Genomic DNA, 13563 nt, shown 5'->3' on the forward strand with positions numbered 1-13563 from the left:
GGCGATTCCTCGCAGGCGTGCACCCGCAATGCACATCCCATCACTGTTTCGTGGAACAAGTCGCTTTATCAAATTCGTGAGTGCGCCGGGCAAATGAACTCCCCGCCGCACGACGCGTGCCGCCGATCTTAAAGTGTTACCTTCTGTCGGCGGTTGCTCACGTTTGGGCCAATTGTTTGTAGCTTGTCACCGTAGCTGCTCGCGCATGCCTCATAAGGATCGACTAAAATCGCTGGGGTTTCAGCGCCTTGGTTGCTCCAGTTTGGAGGAGCGGTGATCCGTGCATTCCGGACATTGGAAGGAATCCGCAGATCTCCCAGCGACGCTACTTTCGGTCCATCTGCCACGCCCCATCCCATTCCGCCGCCGGTGGAGTCTTCGTGTACTCGTCGACCCGCGCCGTCAACGCCATTGACGGGCCGTCGCCTGGTACGGCATCGAGCGCCGCCGCGAAAGCTCGCGTCGCATCGTCCCAGCGGCGCTCGCGGTAGGCGGCAAGTCCTTCCGAGTAATGCCGCCGCAGCAGGGTCTGCTGCGAGGTGACCTCGCCCTTCCTCGCCATGATCTCGAAGACCGCTTGAGACTGCGTCTGGCCGACTGCCACTAGGCGATCGATCTCGCGCAGCTCGATTGCATGGGCGCAAGCGGCGGCGGTGGCCTCCGAGATCAGGCAGCGGCAGCCGTAGAATTTGTTGGCGCCCTCCAGGCGGGAAGCGAGGTTTACCGTGTCTCCCAGTACGGTGTAGCTCATCATGAGCCGCGACCCGATGCTGCCGACCAGCGCCTCGCCTGTCGCGATCCCGATGCGGACGTCGCAGTCAGTCGGGATCGTGCGCACCCCCAGGAGCTCGGGCAGCTCCTTCCGCAAGCCGGCGACGCATCCGATCATGTCGAGCGCGGCAAGCGCGGCGAGATCGGCCTGCTCGGTCTCCTCGACGAAGGGGGCGCCCCAATAGGCCATGATCGCGTCGCCGATATACTTGTCGATGATGCCGCGCTGGGCGTTTATCGGCTCGGACATTGTCGCAAGGTAGAGGTTCATGATCTTGACGAGGCCGCGCGGCGTCACGCCTTCACTCAGGCTGGTAAATCCCTTCATGTCGCAGAACATCACCGTCATGAGCCGGCGCTGCCCCTCCGCCGCGGCGATCGCCGGCTGCTCGAGCAGTCCCTCCGCGATTCGCGGATTGATGTAGCGACCGAAGGTTTCCCGGACCCTCCGGTTATGCCGCAACGTCTCGATCATGCGGTTGAATGCGGCCGAGAGCTGGCCGATCTCGTCTTGCGTCGTGATGGTGATGCTGCCGTCGAGCCGGCCGGCCTCCACCTCGCGCGTGCCCTCCAGGAGTCGCATGACCGGCCGCGTGATGCCGCTGCCAACGAGCATCGCGAACACGAATCCGAGCACGCCGGCGATGGCGGTGACGATTGCGGAGATGACGATTGCGCGATTTTGTGCAGTCATCACGTTATTGGCGGCGGCGGCGACTTGCGCCAGCATGTCGGTCCGGATGGATTCGATCCTGGCATGGAACTCGTCGCGTAGCTGGTCCGTGCGGGCCATCGTTAGCTTCACGCCGGCTGTATCGCTCTCGTTCATTTGTCGCAGTAGCGTCGCGTTCTCATCGACGAGGCGCCGGCGCAGGTCGCTGATGGCGTTGTCGATCCGGTCGTCGATGCGGCCCAGTTCGGCTTTGTTCGATGGCGTGTCGGGATCCTGAATGATCGCATCGATCAGCTTTCGCGCGGCGGCCGCTTCTCCGGTCAGGACTGGATCGATATCTTCATAGGCCTTGCGCGCGGCCGAGTATGCGACCTCGTCCGGCAGCGCCTGCATCTTCGCCATCACCATGCGCCGGAGCGCTAGCGAGCGCTCCAGCGAGCGAATGTTGACGCGGGCGAGATGCACATAGGCTGGGATGTAGCGGTTGGTGAGCTCGTCGAGCAGATGGCCGACTCGGCTTGCCAGCACCATCGACAACAGTGAGGCGCTCACGGCAAGCACGATCAATCCAGCGGCGATGCCAGCGATCTTCTGCCTGATGGATCTCCGGAACATGCGTCGTGCCCGGGCGCTCGCCGCAATTGCCACTACGAAAGAACGACAGTCCTTCGTTGCGGCCAACAGAAATAGAGTTTCAAGCGACGGCACGCAAGCTGGGCAGCAACTGTAGACTCTCCCGAGTGCGCGCCGTCCGCGAATACTCGCAAGAGTCAACGTTCTCCAACAACTCACAACGGGCAATCATCCGGATTTGGCGCGTATCATCGGGACGAAACGCAGCCACGCCATCGCCGCGGTCCAACGCGGCGAGCGCATGTTTTTGTGTCCGCAACATCGTGAGCAGCGAGGTAACCGAAGGAAGGAACAACGTATGACCGAAGTCAGAAAAGAGACCGACAGTTTGGGCGTCGTCGAGGTACCCGCCGACAAATTGTGGGGAGCGCAAACCCAGCGGTCACTCGAGCATTTCAGCATCGGCACCGATCTGATCCCCCGCGAGATGATCACGGGCTACGCGATCCTGAAAAAAGCCGCCGCCGTCGCCAATCGTGACAGTGGGCGGCTGGACGACACGAGGTACAAACTGATCGTCCAGACCTGTGACGAAATCCTGGTCGGTCAGCACCACGACATGTTCCCGCTTCATGTCTGGATGACGGGCAGCGGCACCCAATTCAACATGAACGTCAACGAGGTGATCTCCAACCGGTGCAGCCAGCTTGCGGGCACGGCGCTGGGGAGCCATAGGCCCGTCCATCCCAACGATCACGTCAATATGGCGCAATCGTCGAACGATTCCTTCCCCTCGACTATGAATATCGCCGCCGCCGTGAACGTTAAGCAACGCCTGAATCCGTCGGTGACGGCGCTGCGCGACGCGATCGCCGCCAAGTCGAAGGAGTGGGACGACATCGTCAAAATCGGTCGCACCCACATGCAGGACGCGACCCCGCTGACGTTGGGCCAGGAATGGTCGGGGTACGCCGGCATGCTTTCGGACGATCTGGAACGGATCGAAGCGGCCCTGCAAGGGGTCTATCGATTGGCGCTCGGCGGCACGGCCGTCGGCACCGGCATCAATTCGGCTCCCGGCTTTGCCGAAGCGGCCGCCGCCGAGATCGCCAAGCTTACCGGTCTGCCGTTCCAGACCGCGCCGAACAAATTCACCGTGCAAGGCGCGCATGACGCGCTGGTGCAATTGTCCGGCACGATCCGCACGCTTGCGGTGTCGCTCTACAAGATCGCCAACGACATCCGTCTGATGTCTTGCGGGCCGCGGGCGGGCTTTGCCGAGCTGTTGATACCGGAGAACGAGCCTGGATCCTCCATCATGCCTGGCAAGGTCAATCCTACCCAGTGCGAGGCGCTTGCCATGATCGCAGTTCAGACCATGGCGAACGACGTCGCGGTCGGTTTCGGCGGCGCCGGCGGCTATCTGGAGATGAATGTCTACAAGCCGCTGATGATCTTCAACATCACGCACTCGATCACGATACTGAGCGACGGCTGCGTCAATTTCCGCAAGTTCCTCGTGGAAGGGACCAAGCCAAACGTGAAGAAGATCAAGGAGTATGTCGATCGTTCCCTGATGCTGGTGACGGCGCTATCGCCCGTGATCGGCTACGACAAGGCCTCGAAGATCGCCCACTACGCAATGGACAACGATCTCACGCTCAAGGATGCGGCGCTCAAGCTCGGGTTCGTCAACGAAGACGAGTTCAACCGCGTGGTCGATCCCGCAAAGATGGTGAAACCCTACGTGGCGGCCGCACCGACGTCATCTGCCGCCGGCTGAAGAGCGCCGTGCTCGGGCGTGCACCGGTCGCGGGCCGGTCCTCGAGCTCCTGCGATACCGACCAAGAGAGGGGGCCATGACCAGTGAGCAGCGCTCCAGTCTAATCCTCGCGTTCGCTACGGTCCTCTACGTCAACGGCCAGGCGACCGACCAGATCGTCGCCGCGATCCAGCGGCTCGGCAACAAGCTCGGCGTCAAGGCCGCGCTTTTGCCGCGCTGGGGCCAACTGCAATTGAACGAGGAGAGCGGCGGGGCCAAGTCGATTTCCTACGCGGCAGCCGACCCTGTCGGGGTCGACATGGATCGCGTCGCTTCCGCGATGCAGGCGGTGGCGGATATCGAAGCCGACCGGCTGTCGCCGGAAGCGGCGCACAAGCGTATCGAGGTCATCGCCAAAGCGCCGCCGGCACCCGCGTGGCTCTTTGCCCTGGCTGCGGCAGCCGGCGCGGTCTCGCTGGCCATCATTTTCGGCATACAGCACATGCCCGCTGCGCTCGTCATCTTCGCGAGCGCCGGCGCCGGCGGCCTGCTCCGCCGCGCCCTCGCCGGCGTCAGCACAAACATCTTCGTTCAGCCGTTCTGCGCCGCGTTGCTCGCAGGCCTCATCGGAGGATTGGCGGCGCGCTATCAGTTGAGCACCGCGCTCCGTCTCGTCGTCGTGTGCCCTTGCATGGTGCTGGTTCCGGGGCCGCATATTCTCAACGGCGCGATCGACCTCATCAGGGGCCGCATTCACCTCGGGGCGGCCCGGCTGATGTACGCCGGGCTCGTCGTGCTGGCTATCTCGACCGGACTGCTGCTGGGGCTCACCCTGACGAATGAAACGCTGCCGATCGACCCGCCCGGGCTGGCGGTACCACTGTGGTTCGACGTCATCGCTGCCGGCGTCGCGGTAGCTTGTTACAGCGTATTCTTCTCCACCCCGCTGAACATGCTGGCTTGGCCGGTCGCGATCGGCACGCTGGCCCACGCCCTGCGCTGGGTTGCGATCAGCGAGCTCGGTTTCGGAGTGGCGACGGGGGCGCTCGTAGCATGCCTCGTGGTCGGATCTCTGCTCACGCCGGTCTCCCGGCGCGAGCATCTGCCATTCGCAGCGATCGGCTTCGCGTCCGTGGTTTCGATGATACCCGGCGTCTACGTCTTCAGGATGATGAGCGGGCTGACGCAGATCGCCGACACGGCCCATGCCACTTCGGAGCTGGTCGGGGGCACGATCGCCGACGGGGTGACTGCCGTCGCAATCGTGCTGGCGATGAGCTTCGGCCTGGTCGTGCCGAAGCTGATGATCGACTACTTCGCTGATCAGCGCGCTCAAGCTCATAGGGGTTGAAGATGCTGGTATTCGCTCGAAAGTCCGCAGCGGATCCGGCGCCCGTAGTCACACCGGACGAAGAAGCCACCTTGCTCCGCATGCAGGAGCGACTTCCGCCGGTACTGAGCGTCATCGCCGGTATGGTCGATCTTACGGGCTTTTTCATGCTGGGGAACATCTTCACCGCACACATCACGGGCAATCTCGTCGTCGGGAGCGCGGTCGTGGTGCGCGGTGGCCCGGTGAACCCCGCGCAACTACTGGCGATTCCCGTATTCATGGCGCTGGTCTGGCTGATAGCCGAATATTCCAACCGAAAAGGCCCTCCACTCGTGCGGCTGCTCCTAGGGGTACAATTCCTCCTCCTTGCCGCGGTTCTTGCGTTCAGCGTGGTGGCGAAACCCTCAAGCCATCCTCACGGGGTCCTCGCCGCCATCGCCGCCCTCATCGCGGTCTCCGCCATGGCGTGTCAGTATGCCTTGCTTCGCCTAGCATTGCCTCGAGCGATCTCTACGGCCGTCATGACCGGCAACCTTGCCAACACCATCCTTTCCATCATGGACGCGCTGTCACGCGGCCACCCGCTCATGAGCGCGGACGACGGCCGATTGAAAAGGTCGATCTATCTTCTCTTCGGCTTTCTGCTCGGATGCGCGATTGCCGCAGCGGCGATCTCCGTGATGGGCGAATGGACCTGGTCGTTGCCCACGGTACTGGCCGCGCTTTTGGTCGCGCTCCGGTGAAGATACGACAGTCACCCATCGGCTCGGGGTTCGGTGCCGCAACTACAGGCGGCCGAAGTCATCAAAGACATCGACCTGACGGGCAAGACCGTTATCGTGACCGGCGGCTAATCGGGAATCGGAGTCAAGACCGTCCGCAATCTGCCACAGGAGGCTCCGCAAGCCTTCATCGATGCCATTCTAGACCTCGGCGAGAGCTGACCGGTTCGGGACTTGGCTAATGGGGGATTGCGCCTCCGCGATCTCGCCCGTTCTAAACGAAGCTTTTCAGCAAAACATCGGCGGCCTTGAGATCGGCGGTACCGAACCCCTCGCTGAAACGGGTATAGGTTTCAGCGAGGCCGATCAGAGCCTCCTCGCGTCGGCCCTGTCGAAATTGCAGTCGAGCCAGGCTGCTCGATGCGCGCAACCGCCAAGACAACGACGATTGCCGATCGGCCAGTTCCCTCGCACGACAGAAGGCATCTTCGGCCCCCGCCTCATCCGCCGCTTTCTCCAGCAGCTCTCCGCGGATGCGCTGTAGCTCGGGCATCGCCAGGTCGCCGTGCCGCATTGCCTGGGCGATCGCATTGTCAATGATCGACAATGCCTCGTCATCGCGATCCACCATCGCGAGGGCCCGGGCCAGCGAGCTGTTGAACTCGGTCGCGTAGAGCTGGTAACCCTCCGCATCCAGTGTCGCCAACGCATCGCGCAACAGCTCCAACCCCCTCTCGATCGCTCCGTGCTGGATCAACACCTCGCCTTGAAGGCCGTGCCCGACGGCCCGGTATGGCGTCAGAGAATGCCGGTCAGTGTACCAGATCAGACGATCGATGCATTCGTCGGCGCTCGTCAAGTCGCCGGTCCAGCGGAAGACGGACCCTCCCCATATGAGGGCGATGCAAACGGTGACCGGCTCGGTCGCGGCCAATTCCCCGACGGTTTGGCGTGCAATTCGCACCGCCTGATCCGGATAGCCCAGGAGCCAAAGAGTCCGAGCCAGCACGATGCGGGCGCGTTCGTAATGGAAACCGTAGTGACGTGCCTTGGCTGGATCGCCGGAGGGCTCTCGCGCGAGAGCCGCCTCGACGTACGCTCGCGCGTCGGCCTGGTTTCCGATTAAATGATGGGAAACTCCGAGCAGCACATCCGCTGTCGCCATCGCGGTCGGATCGGCCACCACGGTGGCGACCGCCTCGCTTCGTTGAGCGAATGCGAGCATTCGATTGAAATTACCTACGCGCCTGTGAAGCATGTGGAGCTGGCCGATGAAGCGAAGTTGGTTTTCGGGATCGAGAAACTTCTCCGCAAGCTCCAAACCTCTCGTGAGCGCCACATGCAGAACCTCAAGAATATTGCTCGTCCGATCCGAGCCTATGCCGTGGCCCGAGAGGGACTTAGCCCGGTGACAAAGGTCGGCAGCACGACGCCAAGCTCGCTTTCAGCGCCGCGTCTGTCCATGGTGGTGCTGCCGTTTGCGAATATTGGTGGCGATCCCGAGCAAGACTATTTCGTTGACGGTGTGACCGAGAGCCTGACCACAGACTTGTCGCGCATCAATGGCTCATTCGTGATTGGTCGACACACCGCATTTACGTTCAAAGGCAAAGCGGTTGATCTCAAGCAGATCGGGCGCGAGTTAAACGTCCGCTACGTACTGGAGGGCTCGGTACAGCATGGTGGCAACCGGCTTCGCGTGAATGTTCAGCTGATCGACGCCGAGACTGGCAAACACCTGTGGGCCGAACGGTTCGATAAGCCAGTCGCGGATCTATTCGATATGCAGGACGAAATCGTATCGAGGCTCGCCAACACGCTAAATACTCAACTTGTTGAAGCTGAGGCGCGGCGGGCGGAGCGTTCGCTGCATCCCGATGCGATGGATTTGATTTTCCAGGGCATGGCTTGCTTAAACAAGGGAAGGACTTCCGAGTATCTTGCGCAATCGCGCAGCTTTTTTGAACGCGCCTTGGCGCTCGATCCCAAAAATGTCGAAGCGCTGGTCGGATTGGCAGTTGTTGATGCGGCAGCTGTTGGCATGGCTTTGACCGTTGAGCGGGCCGCGCGTCTCGCAGCGGCTGAGACGGCCTTGATCAAGGCTCTGTCCCTGGCACCCCAGCACGCAAGCGCCCACTGGCTTCTAGGAAACATCAAAATGTTCACAAACCGCGCGGCCCAAGGCATTGCTGAATGCGAGCAGGCATTGGCGCTGGATCGAAACCTAGCTAATGCGCACGCCTACATCGGTCGCGCCAAGTATCTTCTCGGTCGCGGCGAGGAGACTGAGGCCCATGTCCAAGAGGCACTCCGCCTCAGTCCTCGTGATACGGAGGCTTTTGTTTGGATGATGTTCGCCGGCTTCGCCAAGCTGCAGCTCGGCGCTGACCAGGAGGCGGTCGCACGGTTCCGTCGCTCGGTCGAGATCAACCGAAATCATCCACGCGCGCATATCTATCTTGCCACCGCGCTAGCGCACCTCGGTCAGCTTGATGAGGCGCGATCCGCGGCCCAAGCAGGGCTTGCGCTCGACCCGACTTTCACCATCTCCCGCTTCCGCGCCAATGTGCCGAGCGACAATCCGACTTACCTCGCTGGACGCGAGCGCTTCTATGAGGGCATGCGCATGGCCGGGGTGCCAGAGGGGTGATGTTGGACATGGGTCATAAGCCGTCGACGACGACTACGGAGGGCGACTGCCGCTCTAGTCCCGATAGCGGACATAGTGAGTGCCCTACCCCATGCGTCAACAGCCCCTCGAAGAAGATGGGTCACCGTCCGCGATTCGAGAGTGAAACATTTTGCCGCGGGCGTGGCGGAAGTACTGATAACTGCGGCAGGTACTTCTCCTTTCCCTGTTAATAAGCGCTACCAACTCGTTCTGGGGGAAGGACTGCGTCAGTCAGGCTCCCAACGCAACTTGAGCGGCAAGCCGGTCTCGGACGAGAGACGCTCGGCCAGCGCATGCGCCTTGTCGGCGCTACCGACGACAGTAGCCATGTCCGACCAGCTGATCGATGAGTGCATTGCGGTTATGAAGGCGAAAGGAACGGGAGACGCTCCGCACCCGGGCTCTCTTAGTCCACGTCCGAAAACGGGTCAAAAGCCGACGCCGTGCCCAATACGTCAGCTAAGGGCCAAGAGCTTCCCTCCGCACTCCATCAGCAACCCGCCAGCTAGAGAATACCGGCGCGATCTTCTCGGTCGACTGCGTCCACCCGGGGTAATGACCGCGTCTGACGCTGATCCGGTTCAGCAGCATCGCGACGACGATCATCGCCAGGATTCCAGCAAGACTGAGCACGATCTGCATCGCAGGCCGGTCCGAAATGTCAAGCAGCGTCAGGTGGCAGGCCAGCGCCAGGAGGACGCCGAGACAGTAGATTGGCAGCGAATTCTCGCCGCAGCACCTCGCGCAGCGCATGACTGGCGTCGATAGCCCGCGCCAATCGTGAGGAACGAACCGTAGCACCACAATTGCAAGAGCCAAGAAATGCAGCAGCCGGAACGGACTGAGATTCGATTTATCCAGCGGGAAGAGCAGGGTCGTCAAATTTTGCGGAACCAACGGTTTGCCGCTGCAACTCAGCGTCAGGACCAGGCCAAAAACCAGATAGACACCAGCAAGAGTAAGCGTCGTGCGCGACGTCACCCAGGGCCAGACCCTCTCCCCTTCGATGACGCACCACGCGCCCAGCACGATCAAAAGCTGCCAAGCCAACGGGTTGAAGAACCAGGCGCCGTTGGGCCAGGCTGGAACGCTCCAGCCGAAGATGTGCACGAGCGCATAAAGCAACAGCGAAACACCAAGCGTAACGTTTGGTGCTCGCAGCAGCAGCCACAACAGCGGCGCGAACAACACGTGAAAGATGACGAAAGTCGGCAAGACGTCGGTGTTGACAGGGCGATATTGCAGGATTGCGGCATGCGCAAGCGTCGCGCCCGGATGATCGAGCAGAATCCGCGTATTGCTCTCGTCAGCAAGCCGATCGCTGCCCGCGAGGTAGACGAGGACCGTGCAAGCGAGCGTGAGCAGCAGAAACGCGGCATAGATGTCCCATCCCCGCCGCAGCGAACGACCAATCATGCCGCTCCAGCCCTCGCGCTGACGTGCCCTGCCGTAGGCCAGCGCGCAGGTCACGCCCGAAATGAACATGAATATTTCGGCGGCATCGCAGAAGCCGTAGTTGCGCGGTGTCAGCCAGCTTCCGATGTTGTTGGGAACATGATCAAGAAAGATCCACCATAGCGCGATCCCGCGACAGACATCGATGCGCAGGTCGCGGCCAGCCCCCCTGCACTCCGGCGGAGTTTCGCCGATCAATCGCTTCGAGGTGTGAGTTCGATCGTGCATCTGTTTGACCTGCCGGCGTACTCGCACATCGGTCGATGAGAGGCTCTGCTGCTCCGGGCTGGGGTGCCGAGCGGAGTATCCGACCAAACGATGCGGTTACGAGCCCGAGCTATCTGATGGTTGTAGGCTCTTTCGTTGGCCAGCCGGTGCTTTGATTGCCTGGGCCGGAAGGTTCGCCGTCCTCCCAAAACGTTTGCAGTATGTCGTCGCTGGCAACCGGTATCAGAAGCTGCTTCCGCATTTCGGCGAGGCGGGCACGACAATACTCACGGTAAAACATCTCGACTAGGGTGGACATGATCGAACCCTCGCTTGATCATCACCATTGACGATAGATTTCGACCATTTCAACCGGCGGTAAATATCAACGGCGCCGGAGTCGTTTGTGTCCGACGAACTCGGATGACGACGATGTGGCCGACGAGGCGCGACACGAAATCGGTATCAGAGAACGTCTAGTGCTGCAGGACAGTCTGTCCGCGGATCGTTGAGTTCGATCAATCGCGAGAGTCATAGAAGCGGAGCTTACGGGTTCACCCCGCCAAGGATATCTAAACTAGATCCGATAACGGCAATCAGAAATAGAGCCATCACGACCGCCTCCTCTTAAAGGAGATTTTTTGACGCCACGGCCTTCGCAATCACTATAGACCTAATTTCTGGTCGCTAAGTGAACGAGCTCACATCAGCATTGAACTTAGCTGAGCGAGACTAGCAGGCCAATGGCGTAGCTTCTTGGACTCTTGCGCACAGATCAAACAAGTTCGGTGCGCGAACTGCAAAATGCAGATACCGGTGAGTTTGTCGCATTTGATCCCGATGTTCAACAAGGCTGGAGGTCCCCATGTCTATGGACGCAGCCAAATTCGTATCACATCGATTCTCGACGCGGGAGTTTCCGGAGCGGATGCGAATCCCGCTATGGCGCGAGGACTTTGGGCGAGGCATAGTCCACGCTGATATTGAGCCTCTATCGAACGCACCGTTTCAGGCCTACGCAACGCTGCAAGCGATCCGAGGTTTGCGCAGGCTCGCGCTGAAAGGCTCCCCTATGCGTTTCAAGCGCTTGCAGGCGAGCATCGCTGATGGTGATGACTCGATCGGAGTCATCCTCTGTTCTCCCGGCAAAAGTCAACTATCGCAGCGCTGTCAAGAAATCGAGCTTCACGCCAGCGACGCCATCGCAATTCTGCATTCCGAGCCGGTCACCGTCACCTATGTCGACGGATTGCTATTCGGTCTTGCCGTACCGCGCGACGCGCTTGCACAGCGCGTGACGAACGTCGAAAGCCGCGCCATGCGGCCGATTTCTCACCGAAATGAAGCGCTTCGACTTCTCATGGCTTATCTCAAGTCGGCATTTAATGAGAGTGTTCTGGCCACCCCGAAGCTGCGAGATGCAGTTGTGACTCACATCCACGATCTCCTGGCGCTCGCAATCGTCGAGTGCGCTCCCTTGGGCGAGAGCAGTGCGAGCGCTGTCGTGACTGCGCGCCACGGCGCCGCCCTTGATTACATCGAGACACACTTTCAAGAACCAGGACTCAGCGTCGAGATGGTAGCTCGTTGCCAAGGCATCTCACCTCGCTATCTGCAGCGCCTGATGGCATCATCAGGATCATCGTTCACCGGGCACGTGAATGAGTTACGCCTCCAACGAGCGCTCAAACTGCTGACCGATTCCAGCGCCAGCGCGCGGCTAATTTCCGATATCGCCTTAGAGGTCGGCTTCTCGGATGTTTCGCATTTCAATCGCTTGTTCCGAGCTCGCTTCGGCGATTCGCCGCGTGGCGTTCGTTGCGCCCGAAGGGATCCTAGCTGATCCACGTGCCCCTCGGCGCGTGCGAGTGATGGTCGCCCAATGACCGCCTTGGGTCATAAGCCGTCGATGACGACTACGGAGGTCGACTGCCGCTTCAATGCCGAACGCTGACATAGTGGTTGCCCAGCGCAGCGGTCTGGGCCGGGAAGCGCAACATTCTGCAATCAAGGTGTTCTGCGCACAGCACAGCTACAGCATCGCGGCGGAGCACCGCGAAGTCGATACTGGCAATGGAGCCGATGCTTTGGAGCGTCGGCCTGAACTCGCGGCAGCCATGAAGCGAGCTCGTAAGGTCGGTCGAGGTGGCAAGACAAGCGCAGCTCCGATCATCATCGCCAAGCTGGACCGGCTGAGCCGCGACGTTCACCTCATCAGCCGGCCTCATGGAGCATCCGGCCTCATGGTGCATCGCGTGTCATTTCTGGTGGCAGAGCTAGGCGCGGACGTCGATCCGTTTGCGCTAGCCGGTTCGGCGTGTACAGGCGCACTCTGGCCAGAAGGCTCGAGAAGCGGCCGGTGAAGTGATTGCGCAGCAATGATTGCGGGTGGGTTAGCCTAACGGCTTCCCACCCACGATTCATGCCTGGTGGATGCCGAGCGGCGGATTACGCGTCCACTTTCGGTCTTCGAGTCCCGGCAGACAATCGCTAACCCGCTCTGCGATTTCTACTGCGTGGCCACGTTCCCGGTCGCATCGCGATCATTCTTCGGGTTGTAACCTGAGTCGTGAAGATTTTTGAGATACATGGCGTGATCGTTTGCGTTCATACCACCCGCCCAGCCCATGGGCGATGGCGATTCCGGAACAGCGGCATGAGTGTTCATCGCGTGGCGATGATGGTGCGTTGCCGAGGCGGCAGTAACGGAGAGAGTGAGAACAGCGAGAGCGACGAGCAGTTTTCTTGTCATAGTTAGCTCCTGTTGGGATTCCCCCCTGGAGTGCTACAACGCATAACATAGTCAGCTCACTTCAGGTAGCATCACCTTCCATCGTCACCACAACGTGACTTTTTCGGAGCAAGCGTGATTGGCGCGGGCGCGCTCCTCAACTTGGGCAACACCAAATCTCTAGAGACGTCCCAGCGAACAGACCGAAGCGCGGCCTTGAGCTGCTGCCAGTTCGATCGACGGCTGGTTAAGCGAATGCCACCTTCCTCCTGAACTTGATCGGGCTGAAACGGCGGTCTCGCGACGATGTACGAAAGCGTCCGCGGTACTTTGATCTCGGAGGACGCCGACAGGCAGCGAGTAAAAGCCGTGATTTCGGGTCCGAGGAAACTCGTGATTGGAGAGAGCACGCGGCCAACTTGGAAAGTGGGATGCTCAGAAGGGCAACGTTTTCGAGATCACCAACTGGTACGATCATCTCATTCGCGTAAGCATTCTTTTCCGCAACTTTTCCCTCCCCCTCCCCCTCGGTCAAAGAACGCCTTGGCTCGCTTGTGCGCAACAAGACGACACGTTCGGTGACGTCGTCAGGAAGCCGCAGCAGCCGAGTGAGGGCGGCTGCATCTCGCTGCCATAGCGGCAGGTCAGCTAGACTTGTTGCCGAA

General features: G+C 60.7%; 10 protein-coding genes. 6 read left to right on the plus strand and 4 right to left on the minus strand.

All coding sequences use genetic code 11. The features are described from left to right. Positions 1-325 precede the first annotated feature (325 nt). The gene (locus AC5ZFO_RS45660) at positions 326-2059 is read right to left on the minus strand and encodes an adenylate/guanylate cyclase domain-containing protein (RefSeq protein WP_496123965.1); all 1734 of its coding nucleotides are present in this window, start codon (positions 2057-2059) and stop codon (positions 326-328) included. Between the two features lie 316 nt (positions 2060-2375). On the opposite strand from AC5ZFO_RS45660, the gene fumC reads away from it, so the two are divergent. The 3 genes from fumC (at position 2376) to AC5ZFO_RS45675 (ending at position 5855) form a co-directional block, all read left to right on the plus strand. Beyond that, positions 2376-3800, plus strand: coding sequence for a class II fumarate hydratase (fumC, locus tag AC5ZFO_RS45665; protein WP_496123966.1), 1425 nt, complete (start codon positions 2376-2378; stop codon positions 3798-3800). Between the two features lie 76 nt (positions 3801-3876). Further along, the gene (locus AC5ZFO_RS45670) at positions 3877-5130 is read left to right on the plus strand and encodes a threonine/serine exporter family protein (RefSeq protein WP_496123967.1); all 1254 of its coding nucleotides are present in this window, start codon (positions 3877-3879) and stop codon (positions 5128-5130) included. A 2-nt stretch (positions 5131-5132) separates the two neighbouring features. Further along, positions 5133-5855 carry a YoaK family protein gene (locus tag AC5ZFO_RS45675; RefSeq protein ID WP_496123968.1) on the plus strand — a complete coding sequence of 241 codons (723 nt, stop codon included), beginning with the start codon at positions 5133-5135 and terminating at the stop codon, positions 5853-5855. Between the two features lie 253 nt (positions 5856-6108). On the opposite strand, the gene AC5ZFO_RS45680 is transcribed toward AC5ZFO_RS45675, so the two are convergent. Further along, the gene (locus AC5ZFO_RS45680) at positions 6109-7059 is read right to left on the minus strand and encodes a tetratricopeptide repeat protein (protein ID WP_496123969.1); all 951 of its coding nucleotides are present in this window, start codon (positions 7057-7059) and stop codon (positions 6109-6111) included. Between AC5ZFO_RS45680 and AC5ZFO_RS45685 the strand changes: the two genes are divergently transcribed. Next, the gene (locus AC5ZFO_RS45685; RefSeq protein ID WP_496123970.1) at positions 7042-8484 is read left to right on the plus strand and encodes a tetratricopeptide repeat protein; all 1443 of its coding nucleotides are present in this window, start codon (positions 7042-7044) and stop codon (positions 8482-8484) included. The genes AC5ZFO_RS45680 and AC5ZFO_RS45685 overlap by 18 nt on opposite strands. Before the next feature lie 480 nt (positions 8485-8964). Here AC5ZFO_RS45685 and AC5ZFO_RS45690 read toward each other — a convergent pair whose 3' ends face one another. Beyond that, positions 8965-10188, minus strand: a complete 1224-nt coding sequence (locus AC5ZFO_RS45690; protein WP_496123971.1) for an OpgC family protein — start codon at positions 10186-10188, stop codon at positions 8965-8967. A gap of 844 nt (positions 10189-11032) precedes the next feature. Here AC5ZFO_RS45690 and AC5ZFO_RS45695 point away from each other — a divergent pair. Together AC5ZFO_RS45695 and AC5ZFO_RS45700 are read left to right on the plus strand one after the other, a co-directional pair. Continuing rightward, complete coding sequence (locus tag AC5ZFO_RS45695; protein ID WP_479698334.1) at positions 11033-12010, plus strand: AraC family transcriptional regulator; 978 nt, start codon at positions 11033-11035, stop codon at positions 12008-12010. A 97-nt stretch (positions 12011-12107) separates the two neighbouring features. Then, on the plus strand, positions 12108-12530 hold the full coding sequence (locus AC5ZFO_RS45700) for a recombinase family protein (protein ID WP_496123972.1): 423 nt from the start codon (positions 12108-12110) through the stop codon (positions 12528-12530). 146 nt (positions 12531-12676) lie between these two features. On the opposite strand, the gene AC5ZFO_RS45705 is transcribed toward AC5ZFO_RS45700, so the two are convergent. Continuing rightward, the gene (locus AC5ZFO_RS45705; RefSeq protein ID WP_187387749.1) at positions 12677-12919 is read right to left on the minus strand and encodes a hypothetical protein; all 243 of its coding nucleotides are present in this window, start codon (positions 12917-12919) and stop codon (positions 12677-12679) included. Positions 12920-13563 lie beyond the last annotated feature (644 nt).

This window comes from Bradyrhizobium sp. Unk1 (assembly GCF_059512345.1).

Bases quoted from the DNA above. Each gene is read 5' to 3' on its own strand.
- AC5ZFO_RS45670 (WP_496123967.1), top strand. From the start codon at position 3,877: ATGACCAGTGAGCAGCGCTCCAGTCTAATCCTCGCGTTCGCTACGGTC.
- AC5ZFO_RS45680 (WP_496123969.1), bottom strand. From the start codon at position 7,059: ATGCTCGCATTCGCTCAACGAAGCGAGGCGGTCGCCACCGTGGTGGCC.
- AC5ZFO_RS45690 (WP_496123971.1), bottom strand. From the start codon at position 10,188: ATGCACGATCGAACTCACACCTCGAAGCGATTGATCGGCGAAACTCCG.
- AC5ZFO_RS45660 (WP_496123965.1), bottom strand. From the start codon at position 2,059: ATGTTCCGGAGATCCATCAGGCAGAAGATCGCTGGCATCGCCGCTGGA.
- AC5ZFO_RS45700 (WP_496123972.1), top strand. From the start codon at position 12,108: ATGCCGAACGCTGACATAGTGGTTGCCCAGCGCAGCGGTCTGGGCCGG.
- fumC (WP_496123966.1), top strand. From the start codon at position 2,376: ATGACCGAAGTCAGAAAAGAGACCGACAGTTTGGGCGTCGTCGAGGTA.
- AC5ZFO_RS45705 (WP_187387749.1), bottom strand. From the start codon at position 12,919: ATGACAAGAAAACTGCTCGTCGCTCTCGCTGTTCTCACTCTCTCCGTT.
- AC5ZFO_RS45695 (WP_479698334.1), top strand. From the start codon at position 11,033: ATGTCTATGGACGCAGCCAAATTCGTATCACATCGATTCTCGACGCGG.
- AC5ZFO_RS45675 (WP_496123968.1), top strand. From the start codon at position 5,133: ATGCTGGTATTCGCTCGAAAGTCCGCAGCGGATCCGGCGCCCGTAGTC.